The sequence below is a fragment of the Aestuariivivens sediminis genome (genome assembly GCF_022662105.1).
Classification (GTDB): domain Bacteria; phylum Bacteroidota; class Bacteroidia; order Flavobacteriales; family Flavobacteriaceae; genus Aestuariivivens; species Aestuariivivens sediminis.
In genome coordinates this window covers 432,828-459,191 of the sequence record NZ_JAKMCP010000003.1, presented here as the reverse complement: position 1 = coordinate 459,191, position 26,364 = coordinate 432,828, and the positions used below count along the sequence as shown (strand labels likewise).

Sequence of the window (26,364 nt, the reverse complement as noted above, 5' to 3'; positions counted from 1 at the left end):
ATGTCAAAAATTTTAGTAATAGAAGATGAGGCCGCTATAAGGCGGGTGTTGGTTAAAATTCTTTCAGAGGAGAACGACACCTATCAAGTTGAGGAAGCAGAAGATGGTCTGGCTGGAGTAGATAAAATTAAAAATGAAGATTACGATTTGATCCTTTGTGATATTAAAATGCCGAAAATGGATGGCGTGGAGGTCCTGGAGGCCGTAAAAAAAATAAAACCGGAAATTCCTATGGTAATGATTTCCGGTCATGGCGATATAGATACTGCCGTGAACACCATGCGTTTAGGGGCTTTTGATTATATATCGAAACCACCGGATTTAAACCGTTTGTTAAATACGGTTAGAAATGCCCTGGATCGCAAGGAGTTGGTTGTTGAAAACAAAATCCTGAAGAAAAAAGTTAGTAGGCAATATGAAATGATCGGCGAGAGTGCTGCGATTTCCAAAATAAAGGACATGATAGATAAGGTGGCCCCAACGGACGCCCGTGTTTTGATAACGGGTCCCAATGGAACAGGGAAGGAGTTGGTAGCCCATTGGTTACATGAAAAAAGTGAACGCGCCAAGGGTCCGTTAGTGGAAGTAAACTGTGCCGCCATACCCAGCGAACTTATAGAAAGCGAATTGTTTGGTCATGTAAAAGGGGCGTTTACCAGTGCTAATAGGGATAGAGCCGGTAAATTTGAAGCGGCTAACGGGGGTACTATTTTTCTCGATGAAATCGGGGATATGAGCTTATCGGCACAAGCTAAGGTGCTTCGTGCCCTACAGGAGAATAAGATCCAGCGTGTTGGTAGTGATAAGGATATTAAAGTTGACGTTCGGGTTGTGGCAGCCACCAATAAAGACTTAAAGAAAGAAATAGAGGAGGGGAAGTTCAGGGAAGACCTCTATCACAGATTGGCCGTTATTTTAATTGAAGTGCCGGCGCTTAACAGCAGAAGGGAAGATATCCCCTTACTGGTCAATTACTTTTCTGAAAAAATAGCCGGTGAACAAGGCACTGCCAAAAAGCAGTTTTCCGATAAGGCCATTAAACAACTTCAGGATTACGATTGGACGGGTAATATACGTGAGCTTAGAAATGTCATAGAACGCCTTATCATCCTCGGGGGGCAGGAGGTTAGTGAAAGCGATGTTAAACTTTTTGCGAGCAAAACCTGATCTTCTCCCGAACAAACGCCCTGGCCATTTGGACTATGGTCCACCTGGGACCCATCGTCGGACACAGACCTAAAATGAAATTCTAATGGTCTGTCCGGGAAGCTTCTACGATCCGTTATAAAGATATGCTGCCTTTATTTTCGTGGTGCCGGCCCTGTTTGTAATCTGTTTGTTTTAAGGCCAGCTTAAACGTACTACACCATAACAGATATCATCCAATAAACCGGCCAACCATGGCGCGCTCGTATTGTTCTGTATCGCATTACAACGAAAAACCATTTAATACGCTACAAAATTGTAGGAAAAAGACTTATATTTATGCGTAAAAAGATCCCTTAAAATCTATGTATTTATGGCTATTCCATTTCGAGCAATTTATAAAACCGTCAAATTAGTCACCGGATATAAAAAGCGCTGGTATGCCTCCGGTTTTTCAAGAGGACGGTGTGATATCCATCGTTTGACACAATCCATTGGCCAGATGAGCACCATGAGCCCTGCTGATGTCCATGGTGTTATTTATGCCCTGATTGATGCCACTATCACGGAATTGAAGGCGGGGAAAATAGTGGAGATCGGTGATTTTGGAACCTTAAAAATTAAGATACGCAGTAAAGGCGTAGAATCCCAGGCAGAAGTTAACAGAAAGATCATTAAGACTTCAGAAGTCATATTTACTCCCGGGCGTCCTATGCGTCAAATGCTTGCTGAGCTTGATTATGAAAAGCACTAGGCACAAAATGGCAATTTCTTGCCTCGGACTTTATGATTTCGTAACCGGGGATTATTCAAAAACTCCTGTGTTTTTTCAAAAAACACAGGAGTTTTTCAGAAAAACACAGGAGTTTTTCAGAAAAACACAGGAGTTTTTCAGCTAGCCATGCGTACAGAACTTTTAAGGGGACACCACATGCTTAGCCATGTCGGGCTACAAAACATCCGTTCCCTCTCTCAATATGATGTTGCCGTCCTTGCTTCACCATACAGGTGTTAGATCAGAACCATTACCGGTAAGGGCATTCTGCTAAACATTATAAATTTGAGCGTATCCCCAATAAACCTATGGTTAGCATAGGGATTGGACACCATTAAGGAGGAGACCTTTCTTAATTGGCACTGCACATATCGAGCTGGGTCACGTAATTAGAGGCCAACGTTTTTATGGTGCGATTAAAATAGTCCTTAATGGCTTCCAAACTCTGGGTTTCCAATTGGTCCTCCGCAATGATATCGGCAGTTAATGCATCGTGTTTGCAGTTACAGAGGTGCAGGGTCTCGTTATAGGTTTTTACATTAGAAGTTACGGCACTTTCATAAGAATGAATAAGTTCTTTTTTCTTCAGCGTTAAGGCTTTCTCTTGCTGCTCCGCTAATTTGGCCTTAATTTCAGCTTCTTTTAGCTTTAAGGCATCTTGTTGCTGTTTCAGCATCTGCTGTTCCTTTTGAAGGTCGGTGAGATCACCGGTATCCGTAGGTTCAGTAAGGGTTGAACTGGAGGTGACCGAACATCTGTCCATTTCAATAACACAGTCCTTACTTAAGTCCCGGGCCCGTTTCACAAAAAAGCGACCATCTTCATACGTTTCTACATCGTCCACCTTAACGAGTAGGTCCATACTTTTAGTGGCCAGAGTCATGGCCTTATCACAGCTGCAATCTCCCATGGTTTTCCTTGAAAGTTTAAAGGATTTTAAAGAACGGTCGGCATAATATTTTAAATGGCTAATATTATTGGATTCATAGGCGTCCTTAACATGGGAATAGGCACTAACCACATAGGCATTGGCCACATCACAAGGCGTTTGGGCATGTATCGTTAAACAGAATATGAATAGGCTAAAAAAAAACAAAGTTTTCATGGCGATTTGGATTTTAAACATAAATAGGCGGGGCTAATGTACTAAAAACGGAATACTTTGGCGTGCATTTCATCGAAAAGATAAAAACTAAACACTATGGCTTTGCTGTTCTTCCACAGATTTTACGAAGGCGTCTATTCTCCTCAAAACCTTTCTGTCTATGCGGTTATTCACAAGAAAAGTGTGTATATCCCCCAGGTAATTCATGCCCAAATAATGAGCGGATTCATAAAACGGCATATTGAACCCTGCTTTGAGGTCATCGGCGTTACTACAACTGATCAGGGCCATATTTTTACCCCGCATTTTTCTACCGGTCTCCCGGTGTATATGGAGTAAGTCGGAAATCCGATCGAAGAATACCTTTAGTAAACCACTCATGCTGTACCAGTATACCGGCGTTGCAAAAATAAGGGTGTCATAGCGATCAATGATGTCTGTAATGAGACCCATAAAGTCATCATCCTGGTTTTTGTAATGATAATCAAAGTGTCCAATCGTTTTAGACTTAAGGTCAATGACATCAAAACCATACTTGCGGGCCATATAATTAACAATTTTTCCAGTATCCCCATTACTTCTGGAACTCCCCTGAATGATTACGGTTTTAGACATGCTTATGTGTTTAAAATGATACCAAAGGAACAAAATAAGCCACTTAAATTCAGGGAAGTGGTATCGAAACAATCAATGGTAGAAATAGAAAAATCAATAGGATTTTTTATATTTTAACCGCTAAATGATAAAAAATGGATGAATTTAAAGTCACCTCGCCGATAACTCTTAAAAACACCGAAACCAAATTGGTCATCAAGACCGCCAAAAAAGGACTCAAAGCCTTCAGAAAGCAACTAGGGGATCTGCAAAACACCATGTATGCCCATAATAAATATGCGGTATTGGTATGTTTGCAGGGTATGGATACCTCGGGAAAAGACAGCCTTGTTCGTGAGGTCTTTAAAGATTTTAATGTCAGGGGTGTAGAAGTACACAGTTTTAAGGTACCGACCGAACAGGAATTAAGTCATGATTATTTATGGCGCCATTATCTCGTGTTACCGGAGCGCGGCAAGTTTGGAATTTTTAACAGAACCCATTACGAGAATGTGTTGGTAACCCGGGTACATCCCGAATATATTTTAAACGAAAATATTCCGACGGTAAATACTGTTGACGATATTAACGATGCCTTTTGGGACCGGCGTTTCCAGCAAATCAATAGTTTTGAAAAGCATATCGCGGAGAATGGCACCCTTATTTTTAAGTTTTTTTTAAACCTTTCCAAGGAAGAACAAAAACATCGCTTATTGCGCCGCTTGAACAAACAGGAAAAACAATGGAAGTTTTCTCCAGGTGACTTAAAAGAGCGTAAGCTGTGGGACGATTATCAGAACTGTTATGAAGACGCCATAAACAGAACCTCAAAGCCACATGCCCCCTGGTATATTATTCCGGCCGATGATAAATCTACTGCCCGTTATTTGGTCGCAAAAATAATATACGATACCCTCCTGACCTATACCGATATTAAAGAACCGGAACTTGAAGACGATGTAAAGGAAAACCTGGCTCTGTATAAACGGCAATTGCGAAGCGAATAACATTTTTTAAGATTTCCTTATAGGAAACCCTGTAATAAGTAATATCTTTAGTGCCGTTAAGCACATAATCCGTTTCCATGAATTTCATTAGAGTTAGCCTTTCAATTGTTAGTCTTTTCATCACAACAACCCTGTTTTCGCAATCTGACGAAGCCATATTTAAAAGCATTTATAAAACCGCTTTAACCCATGGTAAGAGTTACGATTGGTTAAATTATCTGTCCAATCAGATAGGCAGTCGTCTATCTGGTTCTCTGGGTGCCGAAAAAGCGGTTTCCTGGACCAGGGAAGAGCTGGAAAAATTGGGTCTGGATAAGGTGTGGTTGCAACCGGTAATGGTGCCCAAGTGGGTAAGGGGTGCCAAGGAATACGCCTATATTAAATCTACTGAAGGCAAAACAACTACGGTTAATATCTGTGCTTTGGGAGGTTCCATTGCCACCCCGGCCCTGGGATTGAAGGCGAATGTGGTTGAAGTTCATGATTTTGAAGAACTGGACTCGTTGGGGAGAGCCCATATTGAAGGCAAGATAGTATTTTATAATCGTCCCATGCAGCCTGATGTAATCCATACGTTTGAGGCCTATGGCGGTTGTGTGAACCAGCGTTATGAAGGTGCGGTTCAGGCTTCTAAATATGGTGCCGCCGGTGTTATAGTGCGGTCCATGAATCTGCGTTTGGATGATTTGCCCCATACGGGAAGTATGACCTATAAGGATTTGCCTAATGACAAACGGATTCCATCTGCTGCCATTAGTACAAATGATGCAGAATTGTTGAGCACCATGCTAAAACTGGACCCGGATTTGGAGTTCTTCTTTAGACAAAACTGTAAACAGTTTAAGGATGTTCTGTCTTATAATGTCATTGGGGAGATTACCGGCAGTCAATTCCCAAAGGAATATATGGTCGTGGGGGGACACCTGGATTCATGGGATTTAGGGGATGGATCGCATGATGACGGTGCCGGCGTGGTTCAGTCCATGGAAGTGCTGCGATTACTCAAGGAAACCGGAATTAAGCCCAAACGAAGTATCAGGGTGGTGTTGTTCATGAATGAGGAAAATGGCCTGCGCGGAGGGCATAAGTATGCTGAAGAAGCCAAAAAGAATGGAGAACACCATGTTTTTGCCCTTGAAAGTGATGCGGGCGGGTTTTCACCACGGGGTTTTAGTTTGGACTGTACAGATGCGGCCTACAACCAAGTCCTGGGGTGGCAGCATTTGTTTAAGCCCTACTTAATACATTATTTTGAAAAAGGGGAAAGTGGAGCCGATGTAAGCCCATTGAAAACCGGTACCAATGTGTTGGCCGGATTGCGACCGGATTCCCAGCGCTATTTTGACCATCACCACGCCAGTAATGATACCTTTGATGCCGTAAATAAGAGAGAATTGGAATTAGGTGCGGCTACGATGACTGCCCTGGTATATCTGTTTGATACTTATGGCGTGCATGAGATATCAAGTGGCTTAAAAAATTAATTGCAACCCATGAAAAAATCTCTTTTAATGTTAACGGCCTTCTTATCTTTATGGACTATGGCACAACAAAATGATCACCTCCCGTATTATGAAATTCCCGACTATCCTGAACGCTATACGGCAGGAGCAGTGGCTTCCCGGATGATAGATGGTCTTGGATTTCGCTACTATTGGGCTACAGAAGGGTTGAGGGCTCAGGATTTAAATTATAAACCTAGTGACACCGGGCGATCGTCTTCTGAAACCATAGATCATATATTAGGCTTATCAAACTTTATTCTTAAAAGTATTTCAAAGGAAGATGACCAGAATGAAAAAGACGAACTGTCCTTTGAAGAGAAGCGCAGGCGCACCCTGTTAAATTTAAAGAAGGCTTCAGATATATTGAGACCTTTGGATGATTTAGCGCCATTTGACAACGAAAGGTTCCCCTTTTGGAATCTAGTTAACGGACCTATTGCCGATGCCATCTGGCATTGCGGACAAGTAGTGATGTTAAGGCGGGCCTCAGGTAATCCTTTTAATTCTAAGGTAAGTGTTTTTGCGGGTAAACTTAGAGAATGAATTGGAAGTAATAACCCTGTGTTCTGGGTATAAACAAAATACGGTTGTGATAAATACCCGAATACGGAAGGGCAAAAGAGACTCCCCCTAATGGCAAGCACCTTGTTTGCCAGGATCATTTCACTTGGGACCCTTTTTTAAGAACTCGTGATTCGTAATACAGGCTTCAGACAAAAGGAATAATATCCTGTTATCAGAAAAATGCTCTACCCTAAAGTTCTATTTTTTGCATTACTATGTAAAAGAACATGAATCAAATATGGCATTTATTTAAATTCAACCAATAAGGATTTTGCTTAGAATATTTGCTTTATAATTTGTCTTCATAATAATATATGCTTACATCCATCTCCTTTTTATAAGACTATAATCTTATGTTTAGATTAATTTTATAACACTATAGTCTTATGAAAATAACTTGTTTATATGAATATATTCTTATATTTGTCTATTTATTATAATAATATACTCTTATAAAGAGTAATAAATATAAAAATAATGAGAGATTCAAAGCATAGGTTAATGGTAGAGCAATTGGACAATAAACTACAAATTTACACTCCTTTGTTAAACATAAATCCACCTGAGAAAGGATGGCTGCATGTTATCCGAAAAGCGTATAAGATGTCTTTCAGACAATTCGGAGAGCGTTTAGGTTTAACCCCGCCATCAGCTGAGAATATTGAAAAAAGGGAGATGGAAGGCAGCATAACTTTAAAAAGTCTAGAGGAAGCTGGTCGTGCACTCAACATGAAGCTCGTCTATGGTTTTGTTCCTATGGATGGGTCCATAAAGCGGTCCATCGAAATTAAGGCCAGAGCGCTTGCAACAGAGATTGTCAGGACCACTTCGAACACCATGGCCCTAGAGGACCAAGAAAACACGGATGAGCGTATTAAACGGGCCATAGATGAAAGGACCCAGCAAATCCTATACGAAATGCCTAGATACTTATGGGATTAGAAATTGTATATGACCCTGGCCAAACCCCGTTGGATGAAGAAGAAATGGATGGGTTGCTCATTCCATCAGTGACCACAAAAAGAGAGCTAGATGAATTTGAGCAACTCAACATCCAAAAAGGCTTACAATGGTGATTATAAAGATTTAATTGCATTTGCACAATCTTAATGGTAGCATGACAATGAACCAGAAACAAAGAGAATTCTTATTTTCAAAATGATTAAAAGTCCAATCTTCCAAAGCGATTTGGAAAGATCAACAACATCTTGCGTATCATCATCTGCAACCCATACAAAAGAACCATCTTGCTCTAACTTCACAAAATCATCTGTAGAGATCCCATCAGGGTCAATCCAATAGATCGGATTATCAACTGCCTGATTATAGGAACTATGACGTCTCATCTTTTCAGCTAAAGGGCGCAAGTTCATCCATCTACCAATTGCTGAATCATAATTCCTGGCTGTTGCACCGTACCAGTTTAGACCCAACTCATCCTGATACTCTTTACCGCCAAACTTTTTATTGAGCGCAATATTTGTACTAGTACCTTGGTATTATACCCTTTTTGTTTCAGGCCAAAATCAAAGACTTTTAAGCATTGGGAAAACAGGTTAAGGTTGGCTGGACTTGCCGGAACGATTGTTTTGATATCCGGGATTCTTTTTAAGCCTGCTTACAGTTGTTGATGGTGCAACGGCTTATTCTTGTCACTTAAGGGTTCCTTCAATAAAATTTTGCAGATTTGATAATGGCCCTTCTGGTAACGGGTAACGAGTAAATTGATATCGTTTGGAGACCAGGCGGGTAAAATATCGTCAACATCATTAAAGGTGACCCGGGTTTTATTTCTGGCATCGTTTTGCATAATGAATATTTCCGAATGTTCCATGTCGTCCACCTTAGCAGAGTAAACCACCCTGGCACCGCGGATATTAGACCAATTGGGGTATTCGCTATGGTCTTTGAAATAACTTAATCTGTTGCGGTCTTTGGTAATAATATTATAGGAATAAATAATATGACCTTCTCCTTGCGTATTTCGGTTTGAAAAATAAATGACATTGTCACCTCTTGGCGTAAAATGGGGGTAGACATTTATATGCTGGTTCGCTATTATTTTTTTTAAACGCTTGCCTTTATTGGAACACATGTAGATATCGGAAATACCTTCCTGGGCCCGATGGCTAAAGACCACCTGCACCCCGTTCGGCGCAAACCGGGCGAAAGATTTATCGCCTTCCAGACCAATGGGAACTTTGTCTATGGTATGGGTTTCAAAGGAATAGGTATAAATCTCGGAAACACCCGTTCTATCGGATTCAAAGAGAACCATGTCTTTATAGGGATGCCATGAAGGACGCCTGTCATTACTGGTACTTTTAAACAAGGGTTTTTGGTGCCCGCCGTTGATATCCATGAGGTAAATTTGCCACCGGCCGTCACGATTGGATTCAAATATGATTTTGGATCCTTCATCATTGTAACTCGCATATCTGTTGTCTGCAGTGGTATGGGTCAATACCTCTTCTTTATACCCCAATGGCTCTTGTGAAAAGACCTTTGAACCAAAGGCCACAATAAAAAGGATGTATATGATGTTTAAATGCACGAAGACAGAATTAATAAGCAATGGCTTTACGAATATAGGCATAATATTGAAAATAGCATTTTAACCCATTAAGGGGTCTCATATACTGTGATGAGGTCCTAATGGGCCATTACCGATTTTTCAACCATTTAATACCTGCAAAAATAATACTGAGTACCCCAATAAAAATGGCTGTACCAATCATTTCATTTCGGGAAAGATTGGATAAAAAATACAGGATAATACCAATGGACAATATGGGGATCAACAGCCCCCCCGGAATTTTAAACTCTGAAGGGTTTGGTTTTAGCTTGTAGCGCAATCTGATAACGGATAATGATACAAGACCATAAATGATGAGCATGGAACCGCTGGCAATTACGGCCAACTGGGTAAAGCTCCCTGTAGCCGCTATGATAAAGCATAAGGCAGCATAAACCATGATGGAAACGTATGGCGTTGCAAAAGAGGGATGTATTTTAGACAGTTTTTTTAGGGGAATTACCCGATCTCTGGATAGGGCGTAAACCACTCTGGGATTGTTAAGTATAGAACCACTTAAATACCCAAACATGGATATTAAGGCCCCCAGGAACAACAGTTTAAAACCCATTGGTCCAAAAACCTTCCGGGCGGTTTCGGCAAGTGGTGCAGCCGTAAAGTTAGGCAGGTCATCCCCCAAAACACCCTGGGACACCCCCTGGATAAGCATATAAATAATAAGTACTGTTAGTATACTTATTAAAATGGCCCTCGGCACATTGCGTTTGGGATTTATAATTTCGCCTCCTACGATGAGTCCGGTTTCTGCACCTTGAAAGGCAAAAAACAAGATCAGGGAAGTTTCTCCTAAAGTTTTTAGACTTGGTGCGGATTGGATATGCAAATGTTCCATAGATACGCCTTTCCATCCCAGCGTTATCAAAATGAGTAAAGGAATAAGTTTGGCAATCGTATTCAACTTAACCAGACCAATACCTTGTTTTAACCCGATAACGTTTAATAAAGCCAATCCACCCAAAATGATGACCAGGAAAGCCAGTCGCAGCCATCCATGTTCAAAAACCGGATATATGGTAGCCAGCATATTAATTAAGGCATTAGATACGGCAGCATCGGCAAATAAAGCACTAACAATTACAAAAACACCTCCCATAAACCCGGCGTAATCACCAAATGCCGTTTCTATATAGGTATAGGGACCACCGGTATTATTTACTTTACTACCGGCTTCAGCAAAACACAGCATGACAAGCGCGATTAAAATACCGCAAAAGATATAGGCAATGATACTGGACGCCCCCATTTTTGAGGCTATTATGGCGGGTAAAGCAAAAATACCGGCCCCAACGATGATGTTAATGATATTGGCCGATAAGCCCAATACTCCAATAGTCCGTTTTAATCCTTCATCCCGATGTGCCATAGTTCATAAATTACAAGTAACTCAACCACCATTTATTTTTATGGCTGATTTTATATATCATATATCTTTTGCAGGGCACATAGAGCAGGATAATAATTCCCAACCATACAGCAAAAACTGTAAATAAGGAATACCCTTGTGCTGCAAGTCCTTGTATGGGGTTCTCTGTGATGGCCGACAGTAAGGCCATGCCGTTATCATGGAACAGTAACACCCCAACAATAGCTCCGATATGGATGACGAAAATATGAAGAAAATAATAGAATAGCGGAACCCGGCCAAACACCAGAATAAAATCCGAAAATTTATTTTTCACGTACTCAAAAGCATGTAATAACAGCAATGAAGGTCCCATGGTAATCAGGATATACGCCAGTGAAGGCGGGTATTTTGTCACCTTAAAAAACGACAATACTGTTTTAACGGTAGTATCCTGTGCAGACCAGGGAACTAAGTCTCCGTAAACATTAATGCCCCGAAGGATAAAGAACAACAGGATGGATCCAATACCCAATCCCCATAACCACGTTTTCCTAAGGGAAGGGCTAAACCCTTTGGTATACAGGGTCCCTAAACAGTACCCCAGGGCAATTAAGCCAATCCACGGCAGTACCGGGTATCCAAAGAACAGCGTTCGGGTTTCACCAATGGGTATGCCATTGGCCTGGTGCAACATGTACCAAATTACAGAATGAAAACTCTGACCTTCCAGAACAATAGTATCGAGGCTATTATGGCCGGCAACTAAAACAATTCCAATGAGAGCGATGATTTTTCTTGGTAAAAAAATGAGAAAGGACAGGCATACCATGCTTACCCCAATGGCCCATATAACCTGAAGCATGATAAAACTATAGGTAAAATCGAAAGTCCAGTTCAGACTATTTATACCGATCTCGAGAACTATGAGCCACAATCCTCGGGTAAACAAAAACTTAAAAAGGTTGGCTTTAGTCCTGTTACTGCCATATAAAAAGGCCGATGTTCCCGCTAAAAACACAAACACCGGCGCGCACAAATGTGTAATAAACCTGGTAAAAAATAAAACAGGTGTTGTGGTATCTAAATCCAGAGGATCATGAACCGCCGCATCGAAATGAAAATAATCCCGGACATGGTCTAAAGCCATGAGCACCATAACTAACCCCCTTAAGAGATCTATAGATTCAATTCTGGTTGATTTCACCAAAGTCATGCACTAATTTCTAAATTTTATTTTTCTATTAAAACTGAAAATATATAAATTGTTCACCACTACCTTGAGCCACGACAATTAAAACGGTCATAACGGCCCATATCACACCCAAAACATAGGGGGATGTTTTTAAGGAGACCTCTTTCATGGAGGTATTTCTCATGAACCAATGACATAAAAACATGGCCGCTATGATTACAGATACTTTTATTATGGTAAAGGTATCCAAAATTTTAACGCCTTCGGTTTGAAAGTAAAACATGGATTTAATCATATTCCAAGCCGTTTCAAAAGTTCTTGCCCTAAAAAACACCCACGTGATATTCACACAGCTAAAGGTTGTAAAAGCCAAAAAGAGACCATTCCATTTAGTGATTTCGAATGGAAGAAATCGTCTTTGAAGGCGTTCAAGGATTAAATAGGTGCCATGTAACCCTCCCCAAACCATAAAGGTCCAGGCGGCACCATGCCATAATCCACCGAGGAGCATGGTTACCATAAGGGCGACATACAACCGGGTGATACCATGCCGATTGCCTCCAAGCGGAATGTACAAATAATCTCGTAACCAGGTGGAAAGTGAAATATGCCAGCGTTTCCACAGATCTGAAAACCCAAGAGAGGCATAGGGATATTTAAAATTGTCGGGTAAAATAATACCCAACATAAGGGCGATTCCAATGGCACAGGTTGAATACCCTGCAAAATCAAAGAAGATTTGTCCGGAAAACGCGATGGTGCCAATCCAGGCATCTACCCCATGAAGTAATTTATCTGAACCAAAAACCGTATCGGAGGTATCTGCCAGTAGGGTGTCGGCCAAGACAATTTTTTGAAATAACCCTATTGTTAGTAAAAACAAACCCCAGATAAATTGGTTGGCTGTGGCTTTTTTCTCTTCGTAGAACTGAGAGATTAATTCCTTGGCCCTAACAATAGGACCGGCCACTAATTGAGGGAAAAAGGTAACATACAGGGCGAAATCCAGAAAGGTTCTTGCCGGTTCGATTTTCCGTTTGTACATATCGATGGTATAGGACATCGTCTGAAAGGTGTAGAATGAGATGCCCATGGGTAAAATGATATCCATAGGTTGGGCTTGAAAATCAATACCTATGGCATTCATAATCATGACAAAATTCTCCAGAAGAAAATCACCATATTTAAAGAATCCTAAAAATCCTAAATTGACGAACATACTTAGAAGCAACCAGAATTTGCGTTTGTGCGGGTTGTCTTCTTTAGCCAGCCGTTGTCCCGCCGTCCAGTCTACCATGGTGGAGATCCATAGCAGTATAACTAATGGTGGATTCCATATACCATAAAAGACATAACTGGATAACAATAACATTCGTTTTTTGCCCGTCCAACTGAACCATTTAGCGTAATAAAGAATGAGGACTATAACCAGAAATAATATAAAACTTAATGAGTTAAATAGCATGATGGATGGATTTAAATGTTAGTTAATGCGTTATCTGCCTTCATTATTTTAATGAGCTCTGATGTAAAATAATTGGCATCGTCCAGAGAGAGGTGGGATTCTTCAGGACAGGTCAAATGTTTGAATTGATCATAGTCCTCAAAATGATAACTTTTTACCTGGGCCTCTTTAACCAAATCATTCCAAAAGCCGTCACGTGGCACTCCCATGTGTTCCCCCATTCTTACACCACCGCTTGAAGGGCACCGCACTAAAATTACGGTGCCTTGCCGTGCTTTAAACGCTTCCAGATCCTTAAGGAAATAGTCCATGGTGGATGTTTTGTCCGGTGGCGGGGCACTTTTACCAAAAAAATGCCATACTTTAATGATGGTATTGGCAAAGGCGGTATCAGTGACGGTACGAGGCATCATACTCATGTTTCTGGGAATGGAGACATCTCCAAAATTATAAAATGGAGGCATACCGGGATCTTCGGTACGATGGCCTACATGTATTCTTCTCAATAGGGATTTTAAGTCTATATCGTCGCTCCATTCTTCCTCATCTCCCGACATGAACACCAGGTTTTTTTGCAATGGGATGGACAGTTGGAAATTCAGTTTTTGGGCATAAGTCTGATCTTGGTAATAGTCTACCTTGGATTGTGCTCTTTTCCAGGGAAAAGCACCCGGGTAGGTGGTTGAAAAGAAAAGCCCCGGTGTCACGCCGATAACAACGGTTCCTGAAAAATTGGTGTTGTGCACGATATCGTGAAAGGTTGGTAATGGTGAAGATCCGGTGGATGCCAATTGAATGGGTTGGCTTCCGGTGGCTTCTTCCCAGGTCTCCACTTGAATATCAAAATAGGCTCTTGAAGACCCAAGTATGACCACATCACTTTTAGAGGCGGTTTCAACTTGTTTACGAGCTAATGCCCAAAGCGCCTTTTCGTCATTCAATGTGGGATGTAATTCTTGTGATCTCCAATAGAGCTCCCATGCCGCAATGGCTATAACAGTCAGGATCAGGGCAACGATTACAGATTGTTTTAAATTCATTTGGTGTGGTTGTTTTTGGTTAGTTTTTTATTTTGTCATGGCATCGCTAATACCCTTGGTATCGGCAAATTGTTGAAAGGATATGACTTTACCATCCTTCAGAGTCCATAAATGGGCCATCTGTAAATTGATAACGGCACCATTTTTTTTGTATTTGGCTTCATATCTTCCGGTGACCAGAACTTTATTATTGGTGATTTCAAGAAAATCCATATGGGTTAAATTCCAATAGTCCCATTCTTCCATGATTCTGGAAAGCACGCCTTTTAAAACAGCATCAAAGCCATGATAGGGGTTGCCGTCGGCATACGGAAAGTTTTCGGCTTCGTTCCATACCAAATCGTCGTCCATAACCGCTGCAACGCCTTCAACATTACCTTTGGCGAAATTTTCATATAAGGTTCTTATGGTTATGGTGTTTTCAGGATTGAGGAACGGATCCAGGCCAAGTTGCTCCATAAAGACCAGATTGTCCATAAAATCCTGTTCTTGGGCAATCTTCCCATCCTTCATTTTGACTAAGGTTACGCCCTCCAAATCGACAGTCTTTCCCGTGGCCGGAATACCGAAAAAGTCACCGGTATGGGTTCCCGTATAGTGCCAGTGCTTTACCAGGTTTTCCCCTTGACCGAAAACCGCCTTAATGTGGAAGGTCACGTCTGAAAAACCAGTTATAAAATTGGAATAATACGCTTTGAAATCATCAATTCCAACAATGTTTTCCGGGCTTGACACCAGGGTGATATCCTCCGTGAAATTCGCGTTGTTAATGAGGTCTAAATTGGCCTCATTTATAATGCGGTCCCAGGTATCGGTATACATGGCAATATTACGTTCAACGGTTGCATCTCCACAAGAATAGAGTGTTAATAGGATGGAACATATGAGGGTTGTGAATACTGTTTTCATTTGGATTGGTTTTAAGGAATTTTACGAGTTATTTTTTTCTTGTAATTAATGAGAGGTCTGTCTTCATTGAATCGGTTCATCATAGCCTTGGTGTAGCGATTCATAGCATGGTCCATGGCATGTATTTCAATGCTATGCTGCTTTAAATCTGGCCTTTCTTTACCCATGAGGCTGTTCACATTATATCCTGTCCCGGAAGTTTCCAAAAGCAGGAGGGTATTAGGAGTCGCAGATTCAATGTTGACACGTACTTCAGCAAATAAATTTCCAACTTCCACAAGACAGGTGCTATAATACTCTGGTTTGGCGCGCCGGTAGAGTGCCCAAATACTTGAGCAAAGTAGGCTCATTATTATAGTTATCGCTAAAGATGGCTTTAGATTCAAATAGGAAATTTTGGTTAGTTGTTAAATAATCTTTTGGTTCAGGAAATGATCAATAATAGGGAATACAATTGGAAAAATTAAACATGACATGTTCGGTGAAGTCATTATAATAATTTGAGGAGTTGAAAAGCGCCTTTCTCATTGTGAAATTTTATTTAAAATTAATTTTTGAAAGACTTAGGGGGAATCAAAGGACAATTTAGGAAAAATTTTTATACTAAAAAATAATTGTTTGTCGGTTTTATGGGGCAGATAAAAAAACCATGCCCGAAATTGAGCATGGTAAGAAGTTATATTGAAGGATTTAAATTATCCCATTTTGCCGTTAACAGCGCCAATGACTGCTCCGGTAATGGCTCCCATTACCACCATGAGAATAACATCCAGTCCAACCATTTGGTAGGTTACCTCTGAATTCATGGCCAGTTGGAAAAAATCAAAATATAGCGCAACAAACAAAGATATAACCGCTCCTGCCTTGGCACCTGTAGTCCCTGTAGATATTTGGGCCCATTGGATAAAAATATAGGCCATAAACAATCCGAGGGTCAAACATCCTAGAAAGATCATTAGCAAAGACTGACCGCTTTCTTCTGGTTGTGGAAAACTGTCTTTAAATAGCATGCCATAAAAGACCCATCCTAAAAGATAGTTAACAACGGCGCCAGCTACGCCGGCGGCTAGTAAATTTTTTGTTTTCATTTTTTTTAATTTTAATTAGTTAGATGTGAATAAAAGTATAAAAAAAATGTCAATATCTTAAATTTGATGGTATTTTTTTATGGATATAATATTTTGAAAGCGAAAAACCGATAATTATTTAATATCCTAAAATCAGGGTCTATAAATCTGTTCAATTAAATCGTGGTATTTTTCGGCAATAACACTGCGCTTCATTTTAAGGGTGGGCGTAAGCAAGCCGTTATCCACAGTCCAGACCTCCGGCGTTAATTGGAAACGCTTTATTTGTTCCCATTTACCAAATTTTTCATTACACCGGTTAACTTCCTTTTGTATTCTGGAACAGACCAATTCAGAGTGACACATGGCTTCATTAGAATGTTCAATGGCATACTGTTTTCGTTCCATCCACTCTTTTATGAATTCAAAGTTGGGTTGTATTAAGGCCGCGGGCATCTTTTCACCTTCACCGATGACCATAACCTGTTCTATAAAGCGTGATTGTTTCAATTCATTTTCAAGAAGTGTTGGGATGATGTATTTACCCCCGGAGGTTTTAAACATTTCTTTTTTACGACCGGTAATCTTTAAAAATCCATCTTTATCTATTTCACCCTTATCACCGGTATGAAAGTAGTCACCGGTCATAACACTTGCTGTTTTTTCAGGATCCTTATAGTATCCCATCATGACATTGGGGCCTTTTATGAGAATTTCACCATCATCTGCAATCTTGACTTCAACACCTTTAATCGGTTTGCCCACCGTTCCGATTTTGAAATGTTTATTCGCATACATCCCAACAGAGACAACAGGCGAGGTCTCGGTTAATCCATAACCCTCCATAATTTGCATTCTGGCTGCGCAAAAAATTCTGGATAAGCGGGTTTGGAGCGCGGCACTTCCAGATACCATAGTCGTGATTTCTCCACCAAGGGCATCACGCCATTTTCTAAAAACAAGTCTATAGGCTATCCATAATTTAAATTCATACCACCATCCATTCTGGGCATAGGGTTCCCATATTTCCCCCAATCTCACCGCCCATAAAAATAAACTTTTTTTGAATTTGCCCAATTCTTCGGCCCTTGCCATTATTTTATCATAAACCTTCTCCAGAAGTCGTGGAACCACACTCATCATATGGGGTTTAACCTCTTTGGCATTATCTCCTATTTTGTCCAGGGATTCGGCATAATAAATGGAGGTTCCCGCATGTTGATACACATAAATGAGTACACGTTCAAAAATATGGCATATGGGTAAAAAGCTGAGCACTCGTGTCTGTCCACGGGGCAAAGGCACTCTGGGGGCACTGTTAAGCACATTACTGGTAATATTCCAATGCGACAGCATCACCCCTTTAGGTTTTCCGGTGGTACCGGAAGTATAGATAATCGTGGCCAGGTCATAGGGGTCTACTTCTGCTTTTCTGGCCTCCACAAGATCTTGGTTTGAAGGATCCTCACCCAATTTCAGTAATTCGGAATAATGGTTCTCGCCAACAATATAATCGAAGGTATACACCGCCTTTAATTTAGTTTTGGCCTTGACCTTGTTTATTTTTTCTAACACCTCAGAATCCGAGGCAAAACAATAGAGGGACTCGCTATGATTCAATATATAGCCGTAATCTTCAGAACTTATAGTGGGGTAAATGGGGATATTCTGGGCACCGACCTGAAGGATGCCAATATCGACAATATTCCATTCCGTTCGGTTCGTTGAAGAAATAACGGCTATCTTATCATCCTTTTTCACTCCTAATCTTAGCAGGGCCCTGCTTATGGCATTCGCTTTGTCAATATACTCCTGCGTTGATGTTTTTTCCCAGGTACCCTTATGTTTTGAAACCAACGCAGCGTCCAATGGACAGTGCTCCAACTGGTAATAAGGAAAATCAAATAATCTTGTAATGGCCGCCATTCGTAATTTATGAGATGCTATGACGCAAAGTATAAAATTAAAAGGGATTTTCAAATCAAGTCCTAAAAAAGAACAGGTTCGGAACAGGGTAAAGTTAGATTTTTAAGGTAAAGTAGGACGAATACGGAAGCAGCAGCCATGTAATAAGGCCCTTAAGATACGGTGTTAGGGTCTTTTTTTTGGGCATGCAGGGCTTGTGTAAATTGTTCAGAATATGACTTTTATCATTAAAATAGACGTATAATAAAGGTAATTTTACCGATGAATTTAAAATTATAAAATCATGGAAATATTAGAAAAAGTAAAGACAAGAGTGTATAAATTCGGTAATAAAACCGCCGATGGGAATAGTAAAATGAAGAATCTTTTGGGAGGAAAAGGGGCCAATTTAGCCGAAATGAGTTCCTTAGGGATCCCGGTACCCCCCGGATTTACGATCACCACCGAAGTTTGTACCGAATATAATACATTGGGAAAAGAGAATGTCGTAGAATTAATTAAGGATGAGCTGGAGGAATCGATTGCTAATATAGAAACATTAATGGGATCTAAATTTGGCGATAAAACCAATCCATTGTTGGTTTCCGTGCGTTCCGGAGCTCGTGTATCCATGCCGGGCATGATGGATACCGTTTTAAATTTGGGCATAAACGATGAGGTGGTGCAGGGGTTGGCCAAAAAAACCAATAATGAACAATTTGCCTGGGATTCTTACAGGCGTTTCATTCAAATGTACGGCGGTGTGGTTTTAGGTATGAAACCTGCGTCTAAAGAAGATATTGATCCGTTTGAAGAAATTATGGAGCATTTAAAGCATAAACGCGGTATTAAATTGGATACGGAATTTAGTGTTCAGGATTTAAAAGACCTGGTATACGATTTTAAAGAAGCGGTAAAAAAACGTACCGGCCATAATTTCCCTACCGATCCCTGGGATCAGTTATGGGGCGCTATCATTGCTGTATTTAACAGTTGGAATGGAGACCGTGCGGTATATTACAGAACCATGCATGGATATCCTGCCGATTGGGGAACCGCTGTAAACGTGCAAGCCATGGTGTACGGAAACATGGGTGAAAACTCGGGAACAGGTGTTTGCTTTACCAGAGATGCAGGTACCGGAGAGAATGTTTTTAATGGAGAGTATTTAATAAATGCCCAGGGCGAGGATGTTGTAGCCGGGGTAAGAACCCCTCAGCAAATCACGCATTTGGGTTCCCAACGTTGGGCAGAATTGGCCAAAATCGAAGAGGAAGACCGATTGAAGAATTACCCTTCATTGGAAGAACTCATGCCCTCTATTTTTGAAGAATTGAATACCTATCAGGATGTTTTGGAAAAACATTATCGCGATATGCAAGACATGGAATTTACCATACAGGATGGGAAACTCTGGATATTGCAGACTAGAAATGGAAAACGAACCGGAGCCGCAATGGTAAAAATTGCAATGGATCTGCTTAAAGAAGGCATGATTGATGAAAAAGAGACCCTGTTACGTATCGAGCCCAATAAGTTGGATGAATTATTGCATCCCATTTTCGATCCGGATGCACTTAAAAGATCCCAGGTTATAGCACAAGGATTACCGGCTTCACCCGGAGCTGCAACAGGTAAAATAGTGTTCTTTGCAGACGAAGCCGCTAAATTCAAAAACAGCATTCTGGTGCGTATTGAAACTTCACCGGAAGATTTGGAAGGTATGAATATTGCAAAGGGTATTTTAACTGCACGTGGTGGAATGACCTCACATGCCGCTGTTGTAGCGCGTGGTATGGGTAAATGCTGTGTGTCCGGAGCCGGTGCATTAAAAATTAATTATAAAACCAGAACGCTTACGGTTGATGGACATGAGTACCATGAAGGAGACTGGATCTCATTAAACGGGTCTACCGGTAATATTTTTGAAGGTAAGGTAGCAACTATGGAGCCGGAATTGAGTGGAGAATTTGCTGAGCTCATGACCTTAACTGATAAATATGGTCAAATGAAAGTAAGAACAAATGCCGATACGCCGAAAGATGCTAAAGTGGCCAGGAATTTTGGGGCACAGGGTATTGGTTTGACGCGAACAGAGCATATGTTCTTTGAAGTCGATAGAATCAAGGCCATGCGCGAAATGATTTTAGCCGATACGGTTAAAGGTCGTAAACAAGCATTAGAAGATTTGTTACCCATGCAACGTTCTGATTTTGAAGGTATTTTTGAGGCTATGGAAGGGCTAGCGGTTACCATAAGGTTGTTAGATCCCCCATTGCATGAATTTGTGCCTCACCAGTTAGCAACACAAAAGGAACTGGCCGAAGATATGCACATTTCCTTGCAAGCCGTAAAAAATAAAGTCGCTGAACTGGAAGAGTTTAATCCTATGTTGGGACACCGTGGATGCCGCTTAGGTAACACCTATCCAGAGATTACTGAAATGCAAACCCGGGCCATTATAGAGGCTGCTCTTAATTTGAAAGCGCGCGGTATTAAAAGTAAACCAGAAATCATGATTCCTTTGGTTGGAACGGTTAAGGAGTTTGAAGCTCAAGAACAAATAATAAGACGAACAGCCGATGTGATTTTTGAGGAACGAAACGATTCAATCGACTATTTGGTAGGCACCATGATTGAGGTGCCAAGGGCAGCTTTAATGGCCGATTTGATTGCTGAAAAAGCAGATTTCTTCTCCTTCGGCACAAACGATTTGACCCAAATGACCTTTGGATATTCCCGTGATGACGTTGGTAAATTCCTTCCCGTATACTACGAGAAGGGGATATTAAAGGTAGATCCATTTGAGGTATTGGATAAAGAGGGTGTTGGACAGTTGGTGAGATTAGGAACAGACCGCGGTAGAAGTTCTAAACCAAATTTAAAAATTGGTATTTGTGGCGAACACGGTGGAGAGCCCAGTTCCATTGAGTTCTGTTACAATCTGGGAATGGATTATGTGAGTTGCTCACCTTATCGGGTGCCAATTGCAAGATTAGTATCTGCACAGGCGGCCATAAAATCAACCATGTAATACATGTTAATTTTAAATTCAAAAAGCCTAAGCGACATCGCTTAGGCTTTTTTTTGGATTAAATAGATTAGGGTATGGAATTCTTCGTATTGGAATCTATGACATGGCCATCTCAAATTAGACCTGCTCTCTATTCTCAATCCACTTTCTCGCATTTACAAAAGCTTCCAGCCAGGGAGACACTTCATCTTGCCGCCCTTCAGGGTAATAGGCCCAGTTCCATGGAAAGGTAGATCGTTCAATATGAGGCATGGTTACCAAATGACGTCCGGTATGGTCACACATCATGGCCGTATTGTAATCTGAACCATTCGGATTATGTGGATAGTCTTCATAGCTGTATTTAGCAACAATATGGTACCGGTCTTCAGCATAAGGCAAACTAAATTTTCCTTCACCGTGGGAAATCCAAACTCCCAATGTGGTGCCCGCCAATGTAGACAGCATCACAGACGAATTGGGCTTAACCTTCACAGAGGTAAAGGCGCTTTCGTGTTTGTGGGAATCGTTATACGTTAGTTTGCCATGAATGTCATGATCCGGGTTAATTTCTTCCAATTCCATAAATAGCTGACACCCATTACAGATCCCAACGGACAGGGTATCTTCTCGCTTGAAGAAGTCCTGAATGGTCTTGTTGGCCTTTTCATTGTATTTAATGGCGCCTGCCCAACCCTTAGCCGAACCCAGGACATCAGAATTGCTAAATCCACCCACGGCTCCTAAAAACTGGATGTCTTCCAAGGTTTCGCGTCCTGAAATTAAATCGGTCATATGTACATCCTTGACATCAAAGCCTGCCAAATACATGGCATTGGCCATTTCACGTTCGGAATTACTCCCTTTTTCCCGGAGAATGGCAGCTTTTGGCCTTGAGGTTTGCCGTTTAGGCAGTTTACCGGTAAAGTGTTTTGGAAACACGTATTGTAAAGGTTGGTTTTTATAGTTGTTGAATCGGGCTTCAGCCAGATGATTGGCGGTTTGTTTTTTATCCAGTAAATAGGAGGTTTTATACCAAACATCACGAAGTGTCGAAACGGGTAAGGGAAATGCATCAGACCCGTTTACTATGCTAAGCACATTGGTATTTGTCACTTTTCCAATATTAAAGAATGTAATATTGGCATCAGATAAAACAGATTCAATTGAAGCATCCTTTCCCTGAATCACAATCCCGGCATTTTCAGCAAACAACAATTTTAAGGAATCTGCTTCTCCGAGTGCGGATAAGTCCAGTTCTGCTCCTAAATCGTTATCTGCAAAACACATTTCCAACAAGGTCGTAATTAACCCCCCGGAAGCCACATCATGACCCGCAACAATTTGTCCTTCCCCTATTAAGCGCTGGATGGTATTGAACACGGTTTTAACATAGCCGGCCTGTTTTACGGTTGGGACATCGTGCCCTATTTTGTTCAGGATTTGTGCAAACGAACTACCGCCTAACTTAAATTGGTCCTGGGATATATTGATGTAGTATATGGCACCTGCATTCCTATGTAATACGGGTTCAACCACCTTTTTAATATCGGTGCAATTCGCCGCTGCTGAAATAATAACTGTCCCGGGGGCAATAACCTCACCATCAGGGTACTTTTGCTTCATGGATAGCGAATCCTTGCCTGTTGGTACGTTAATCCCCAGATCTATGGCAAACTCCGAAACCGCTTCAACGGCTTCATATAATCGGGCATCCTCGCCTTCATTTTTACAAGGCCACATCCAGTTAGCTGATAGTGAAACATTCTCCAAACCTTCTTTCAAAGGGGCCCAAATGATATTGGTCAAGGCTTCAGTTATGGAGTTCCTGCTCCCGGCCTTCGGATCAATAAGTCCAGAAATAGGGGCGTGTCCTATAGATGTGGCAATACCCTCTTTACCTTTGTAATCTAAAGCCATAACCCCTACATTGTTCAAAGGGAGTTGTAGTGGACCGGCACATTGTTGTTTTGCCACTTTGCCACCTACACATCGGTCTACTTTATTGGTGAGCCAGTCTTTACAGGCCACAGCTTCCAATTGCAGCACCTGCTCCAAATAGTCTTGAAATTTGTCCGAACTGTAAGCAAGATCCACGTAGTTCTGTTTAACGGTGTTATCCGTCATAATGGTTTTTGGGGAACTGCCAAACATGTCCTCCAAGGCCAGATCCATAGGGGTATTGCCCTTGGATTTGGATGTAAAAGTAAAGCGATCATCTCCCGTGACATCACCTACCGTATACATGGGTGAACGTTCGCGATCGGCAATCTTATGCAAGGTGTCCAGATGATTTTCGGCAATAACCAATCCCATACGTTCCTGGGATTCGTTACCTATTATTTCCTTATCAGACAAGGTTGGGTCGCCAACAGGTAATGCATCCAGGTCGATGATCCCACCGGTGTCTTCCACCAATTCCGATAAACAGTTAAGATGCCCACCGGCACCATGGTCGTGAATCGAAACGATATAATTGTTTTCACTTTCCACCATGCCACGAACCGCATTGGCCGCACGCTTTTGCATTTCGGGGTTGGAGCGCTGAACGGCATTTAATTCGATACCGGAGGCGAACTCACCCGTATCGGCCGAGGAAACGGCAGCACCTCCCATTCCAATACGGTAATTATCACCACCTAAAATAACTATTTTGTCCCCTTTTTTTGGGGTTCCTTTTATTGCCTGGTCTTTTTTGCCGTAACCAATTCCACCGGCAAGCATAATGACTTTATCGAAACCCAGCTTCCTGGTGTCCTCTTCATGTTCAAAGGTCAATACCGATCCACAAATTAAAGGCTGCCCGAATTTATTCCCAAAATCTGAAGCCCCATTAGACGCTTTAATTAAGATGTCCATGGGGGTTTGGTACAGCCAGTCACGTTCGGCGAAGGCCTGTTCCCATGGACGGTTTTCCAACAATCGTGAATAGGAGGTCATGTAAACCGCCGTTCCTGCCAAGGGAATGGATCCTTTTCCGCCTGCCAGCCGATCGCGGATTTCACCACCCGATCCTGTTGCGGCACCATTAAAGGGCTCTACGGTAGTCGGGAAATTATGGGTCTCGGCCTTCAAGGAGATGACCGACTCAAAATCTTCAGAGGTATAATAGTCCGGAATATCGGCCCGTTTTGGAGCAAACTGCTCTACCTTAGGGCCCTTTATAAAGGCGACATTGTCTTTATAAGCGGATACAATGTCATTGGGATGGGTTTCTGACGTTTTTTTAATTAATTTGAACAGTGAAGAGGGTTTTTCCACACCATCAATAACAAAAGTTCCATTAAAAATTTTATGACGACAATGTTCACTATTCACTTGTGAAAAACCAAAGACTTCAGAATCGGTTAACGGTCTGCCAATTTTTTTCGCCACGCCTTCCAGATAGCTAATCTCTTCATCGCTTAAAGCCAATCCTTCTTGAACATTATAAGCCGCAATGTCCTCAATGTTCAAAACAGGTTCAGGGGTAATGTTTATGGTAAACGAGTCTTGATCTAAACCTTTGAATTTCTCAAAAATCATGGGGTCGTAATCTTCAAAATCCTTTGAAACGACTTTAAATTCTTCAATTCGGATGATGTCTGAAACACCCATATTTTGCGTTATTTCCACGGCATTTGTGCTCCACGGGGTAATCATGGCGGCCCGTGGACCAACAAAAAAATCCGCCAGGGCGGATTGTTCTATTTTGGGTTGGTTGCCAAATAACCATGTTAGTTTCGAGATGGTTTCAGGTGATAATTCTTTTGTGGTTTGAACAGCAAAAATCTTGCGGTTAACGTTTCCAAAGAAATGAATCATTGTAGAGGTATTATGTTGCGTTTTGAAAATGCAAAATTACACAATTTTAAGCATTAATATATGATTTTCTATAAAAAGGAGCAGGGGTTATCAACAGGAATTTTAACAACCCCGGAACGGATAAGATGGGTCAATAACGTGCAATAATGGTTATGGTTTTAATGTGCGCAGATCGCTCACGACTATGGATCTATAAAGTGTGCTAAAAATACGATCTTAATATGGAAACTACCGAACCGTGGTAAGACCGTCCAAAGAGGTTTAAATGAACCAGGAGGTAATACAACTGGTAAATCGCTATTCTAGTGGTGGTATAGCGGTCTGTAGGCATATGATCAAAGTAAACGTCGTAAAAGGTTTTCCCAAAACCACCAAATAGTTTGGACATGGCGATATCGACTTCATGATCTCCGTAGTACACAGCCGGATCAATGAGGTAGGGAATACCTGATGTTGAAATCAAATAGTTACCACTCCACAAATCGCCATGAAGTAAAGAGGGCCTGACCTGTTGCAGCGGTTTTTCCAAAGTATGGCGAATCGTTTCTTTTGTGGGACATTCACCAGGACGGAGTAAATGGTTTTGTTTCGCCAATTGGAGTTGGGGCAACAAACGGGCTTCGGTATAAAAGTCTGCCCAATGCTCTTTTTGTGGATTACTTTGCGGTAAACTACCGATAAAATTATTATGGTCCAAACCAAAAGGGGCGGTGGTATAGTGATGTAATTGGGCCAATTGGTCCCCTAAATTACCAAAATCCTGAGATGACGGTAATTTACTTTCAATGTACTCTAATAGTAAAAAGGCGTTTTTTCCCATGCTGCTGCAAGCATACACCTTAGGGGTCCGAATGGTATTTGTTTTAGCAATACATTCCAGTCCCCTGGCTTCAGCCTGGAACATCTCCAAAGCAGTCTTACCCGTATTGGATTTTAAAAAATAATTCCCTTCGGCCGTTTCAATGCGGTAGGCACTGGAGATATCGCCACCTGAAACTGGTATAATGTTATGAATAGTATTATTTAAAATATGAGATAGATGTGCTTTCAGAATTATTTCCATAACCTAAAAATATTAAAGAACAATGAATTAAAGCGAACACTGAATGAAAATAGTTATTCCTTCTCCTTGCATTATGGATACAGCAAAAATAAAATAACTAACTATTAATCGGTAAAAAATGACATTTGTCGATATTAATAAAGATGTGTTTAAAATATTAATTGTTTTTCGTATCTTATTATACTGGTTTATAATGTATTAACCATCTTCTCCAATTAGTATTAATAGCAAATTTAGCAATGTCATGTCCCTCTACTTTGGGTTTGTCT

Annotated in this window: 22 protein-coding genes; 8 read left to right on the top strand and 14 right to left on the bottom strand. The window is 41.2% G+C overall.

What is annotated here, in order from left to right; translation table 11 throughout:
- Both MR054_RS10050 and MR054_RS10045 read left to right on the top strand, forming a co-directional pair.
- Window positions 1-1,167, top strand: a complete 1,167-nt coding sequence (locus MR054_RS10050; protein ID WP_242157760.1) for a sigma-54-dependent transcriptional regulator — start codon at window positions 1-3, stop codon at window positions 1,165-1,167.
- A 352-nt stretch (window positions 1,168-1,519) separates the two neighbouring features.
- Window positions 1,520-1,900, top strand: a complete 381-nt coding sequence (locus MR054_RS10045) for an HU family DNA-binding protein (protein WP_242157759.1) — start codon at window positions 1,520-1,522, stop codon at window positions 1,898-1,900.
- A gap of 373 nt (window positions 1,901-2,273) precedes the next feature.
- On the opposite strand, the gene MR054_RS10040 is transcribed toward MR054_RS10045, so the two are convergent.
- Together MR054_RS10040 and MR054_RS10035 are read right to left on the bottom strand one after the other, a co-directional pair.
- The gene (locus MR054_RS10040) at window positions 2,274-3,026 is read right to left on the bottom strand and encodes a hypothetical protein (RefSeq protein ID WP_242085198.1); all 753 of its coding nucleotides are present in this window, start codon (window positions 3,024-3,026) and stop codon (window positions 2,274-2,276) included.
- A gap of 87 nt (window positions 3,027-3,113) precedes the next feature.
- The gene (locus tag MR054_RS10035; RefSeq protein WP_242157758.1) at window positions 3,114-3,641 is read right to left on the bottom strand and encodes a flavodoxin family protein; all 528 of its coding nucleotides are present in this window, start codon (window positions 3,639-3,641) and stop codon (window positions 3,114-3,116) included.
- 134 nt (window positions 3,642-3,775) lie between these two features.
- Between MR054_RS10035 and MR054_RS10030 the strand changes: the two genes are divergently transcribed.
- The 5 genes from MR054_RS10030 to MR054_RS10010 all read left to right on the top strand — a co-directional run bounded on the left by MR054_RS10030 (window position 3,776) and on the right by MR054_RS10010 (window position 7,772).
- Window positions 3,776-4,627 carry a PPK2 family polyphosphate kinase gene (locus MR054_RS10030; RefSeq protein ID WP_242157757.1) on the top strand — a complete coding sequence of 284 codons (852 nt, stop codon included), beginning with the start codon at window positions 3,776-3,778 and terminating at the stop codon, window positions 4,625-4,627.
- A 77-nt stretch (window positions 4,628-4,704) separates the two neighbouring features.
- The gene (locus MR054_RS10025; RefSeq protein ID WP_242157756.1) at window positions 4,705-6,111 is read left to right on the top strand and encodes a M20/M25/M40 family metallo-hydrolase; all 1,407 of its coding nucleotides are present in this window, start codon (window positions 4,705-4,707) and stop codon (window positions 6,109-6,111) included.
- Window positions 6,112-6,120: 9 nt separating this feature from the next.
- Window positions 6,121-6,675 (top strand): hypothetical protein, encoded by a 555-nt coding sequence (locus MR054_RS10020; RefSeq protein WP_242157755.1) that lies wholly within the window; start codon window positions 6,121-6,123, stop codon window positions 6,673-6,675.
- A gap of 498 nt (window positions 6,676-7,173) precedes the next feature.
- Window positions 7,174-7,638, top strand: coding sequence for a mobile mystery protein A (locus tag MR054_RS10015; protein WP_242157754.1), 465 nt, complete (start codon window positions 7,174-7,176; stop codon window positions 7,636-7,638).
- Window positions 7,629-7,772, top strand: a complete 144-nt coding sequence (locus MR054_RS10010) for a hypothetical protein (RefSeq protein ID WP_242157753.1) — start codon at window positions 7,629-7,631, stop codon at window positions 7,770-7,772. The genes MR054_RS10015 and MR054_RS10010 overlap by 10 nt, the downstream gene beginning before the upstream one ends.
- A gap of 30 nt (window positions 7,773-7,802) precedes the next feature.
- Here MR054_RS10010 and MR054_RS10005 read toward each other — a convergent pair whose 3' ends face one another.
- The 10 genes from MR054_RS10005 to MR054_RS09960 all read right to left on the bottom strand — a co-directional run bounded on the left by MR054_RS10005 (window position 7,803) and on the right by MR054_RS09960 (window position 18,236).
- Entirely contained in the window at window positions 7,803-8,174 is a 372-nt protein-coding gene (locus MR054_RS10005) for an RHS repeat-associated core domain-containing protein (protein WP_420868343.1), read from the bottom strand.
- A 140-nt stretch (window positions 8,175-8,314) separates the two neighbouring features.
- Window positions 8,315-9,292 (bottom strand): TolB-like translocation protein, encoded by a 978-nt coding sequence (locus tag MR054_RS10000; RefSeq protein ID WP_242157751.1) that lies wholly within the window; start codon window positions 9,290-9,292, stop codon window positions 8,315-8,317.
- A 67-nt stretch (window positions 9,293-9,359) separates the two neighbouring features.
- Window positions 9,360-10,655, bottom strand: a complete 1,296-nt coding sequence (locus tag MR054_RS09995; protein WP_242157750.1) for an APC family permease — start codon at window positions 10,653-10,655, stop codon at window positions 9,360-9,362.
- Window positions 10,656-10,665: 10 nt separating this feature from the next.
- The gene (locus MR054_RS09990; RefSeq protein WP_242157749.1) at window positions 10,666-11,850 is read right to left on the bottom strand and encodes an acetyltransferase domain-containing protein; all 1,185 of its coding nucleotides are present in this window, start codon (window positions 11,848-11,850) and stop codon (window positions 10,666-10,668) included.
- 28 nt (window positions 11,851-11,878) lie between these two features.
- Entirely contained in the window at window positions 11,879-13,294 is a 1,416-nt protein-coding gene (locus tag MR054_RS09985) for an MBOAT family O-acyltransferase (protein ID WP_242157748.1), read from the bottom strand.
- 11 nt (window positions 13,295-13,305) lie between these two features.
- A complete protein-coding gene (locus MR054_RS09980) occupies window positions 13,306-14,334 on the bottom strand; it encodes a hypothetical protein (protein ID WP_242085189.1) in 1,029 nt (342 codons plus the stop codon).
- A 27-nt stretch (window positions 14,335-14,361) separates the two neighbouring features.
- Window positions 14,362-15,243, bottom strand: coding sequence for a nuclear transport factor 2 family protein (locus MR054_RS09975; RefSeq protein ID WP_242157747.1), 882 nt, complete (start codon window positions 15,241-15,243; stop codon window positions 14,362-14,364).
- 11 nt (window positions 15,244-15,254) lie between these two features.
- Window positions 15,255-15,593 carry a hypothetical protein gene (locus MR054_RS09970; RefSeq protein ID WP_242157746.1) on the bottom strand — a complete coding sequence of 113 codons (339 nt, stop codon included), beginning with the start codon at window positions 15,591-15,593 and terminating at the stop codon, window positions 15,255-15,257.
- 345 nt (window positions 15,594-15,938) lie between these two features.
- A complete protein-coding gene (locus MR054_RS09965; protein ID WP_242157745.1) occupies window positions 15,939-16,331 on the bottom strand; it encodes a hypothetical protein in 393 nt (130 codons plus the stop codon).
- A gap of 132 nt (window positions 16,332-16,463) precedes the next feature.
- Window positions 16,464-18,236, bottom strand: coding sequence for an AMP-dependent synthetase/ligase (locus MR054_RS09960; protein ID WP_242157744.1), 1,773 nt, complete (start codon window positions 18,234-18,236; stop codon window positions 16,464-16,466).
- A gap of 283 nt (window positions 18,237-18,519) precedes the next feature.
- On the opposite strand from MR054_RS09960, the gene ppdK reads away from it, so the two are divergent.
- The gene (gene ppdK / locus MR054_RS09955) at window positions 18,520-21,249 is read left to right on the top strand and encodes a pyruvate, phosphate dikinase (RefSeq protein ID WP_242157743.1); all 2,730 of its coding nucleotides are present in this window, start codon (window positions 18,520-18,522) and stop codon (window positions 21,247-21,249) included.
- A gap of 117 nt (window positions 21,250-21,366) precedes the next feature.
- On the opposite strand, the gene purL is transcribed toward ppdK, so the two are convergent.
- Both purL and MR054_RS09945 read right to left on the bottom strand, forming a co-directional pair.
- Window positions 21,367-25,032 (bottom strand): phosphoribosylformylglycinamidine synthase, encoded by a 3,666-nt coding sequence (gene purL, locus MR054_RS09950; protein WP_242157742.1) that lies wholly within the window; start codon window positions 25,030-25,032, stop codon window positions 21,367-21,369.
- A 202-nt stretch (window positions 25,033-25,234) separates the two neighbouring features.
- Window positions 25,235-26,095: a fructosamine kinase family protein gene (locus tag MR054_RS09945; RefSeq protein ID WP_242157741.1), complete on the bottom strand. Its 861-nt coding sequence runs from the start codon at window positions 26,093-26,095 to the stop codon at window positions 25,235-25,237.
- Window positions 26,096-26,364: the final 269 nt, after the last annotated feature.

Coding starts and splice junctions, on each gene's coding strand:
- purL (WP_242157742.1), bottom strand. CDS start 25,032: ATGATTCATTTCTTTGGAAACGTTAACCGCAAGATTTTTGCTGTTCAA.
- MR054_RS09985 (WP_242157748.1), bottom strand. CDS start 13,294: ATGCTATTTAACTCATTAAGTTTTATATTATTTCTGGTTATAGTCCTC.
- MR054_RS10010 (WP_242157753.1), top strand. CDS start 7,629: ATGGGATTAGAAATTGTATATGACCCTGGCCAAACCCCGTTGGATGAA.
- MR054_RS10040 (WP_242085198.1), bottom strand. CDS start 3,026: ATGAAAACTTTGTTTTTTTTTAGCCTATTCATATTCTGTTTAACGATA.
- MR054_RS10015 (WP_242157754.1), top strand. CDS start 7,174: ATGAGAGATTCAAAGCATAGGTTAATGGTAGAGCAATTGGACAATAAA.
- MR054_RS09970 (WP_242157746.1), bottom strand. CDS start 15,593: ATGAGCCTACTTTGCTCAAGTATTTGGGCACTCTACCGGCGCGCCAAA.
- MR054_RS10050 (WP_242157760.1), top strand. CDS start 1: ATGTCAAAAATTTTAGTAATAGAAGATGAGGCCGCTATAAGGCGGGTG.
- MR054_RS10030 (WP_242157757.1), top strand. CDS start 3,776: ATGGATGAATTTAAAGTCACCTCGCCGATAACTCTTAAAAACACCGAA.
- MR054_RS09965 (WP_242157745.1), bottom strand. CDS start 16,331: ATGAAAACAAAAAATTTACTAGCCGCCGGCGTAGCTGGCGCCGTTGTT.
- MR054_RS09975 (WP_242157747.1), bottom strand. CDS start 15,243: ATGAAAACAGTATTCACAACCCTCATATGTTCCATCCTATTAACACTC.
- MR054_RS10020 (WP_242157755.1), top strand. CDS start 6,121: ATGAAAAAATCTCTTTTAATGTTAACGGCCTTCTTATCTTTATGGACT.
- MR054_RS09980 (WP_242085189.1), bottom strand. CDS start 14,334: ATGAATTTAAAACAATCTGTAATCGTTGCCCTGATCCTGACTGTTATA.
- MR054_RS10000 (WP_242157751.1), bottom strand. CDS start 9,292: ATGCCTATATTCGTAAAGCCATTGCTTATTAATTCTGTCTTCGTGCAT.
- MR054_RS10035 (WP_242157758.1), bottom strand. CDS start 3,641: ATGTCTAAAACCGTAATCATTCAGGGGAGTTCCAGAAGTAATGGGGAT.
- MR054_RS09945 (WP_242157741.1), bottom strand. CDS start 26,095: ATGGAAATAATTCTGAAAGCACATCTATCTCATATTTTAAATAATACT.
- MR054_RS09990 (WP_242157749.1), bottom strand. CDS start 11,850: ATGACTTTGGTGAAATCAACCAGAATTGAATCTATAGATCTCTTAAGG.
- MR054_RS09960 (WP_242157744.1), bottom strand. CDS start 18,236: ATGGCGGCCATTACAAGATTATTTGATTTTCCTTATTACCAGTTGGAG.
- ppdK (WP_242157743.1), top strand. CDS start 18,520: ATGGAAATATTAGAAAAAGTAAAGACAAGAGTGTATAAATTCGGTAAT.
- MR054_RS10025 (WP_242157756.1), top strand. CDS start 4,705: ATGAATTTCATTAGAGTTAGCCTTTCAATTGTTAGTCTTTTCATCACA.
- MR054_RS10045 (WP_242157759.1), top strand. CDS start 1,520: ATGGCTATTCCATTTCGAGCAATTTATAAAACCGTCAAATTAGTCACC.
- MR054_RS09995 (WP_242157750.1), bottom strand. CDS start 10,655: ATGGCACATCGGGATGAAGGATTAAAACGGACTATTGGAGTATTGGGC.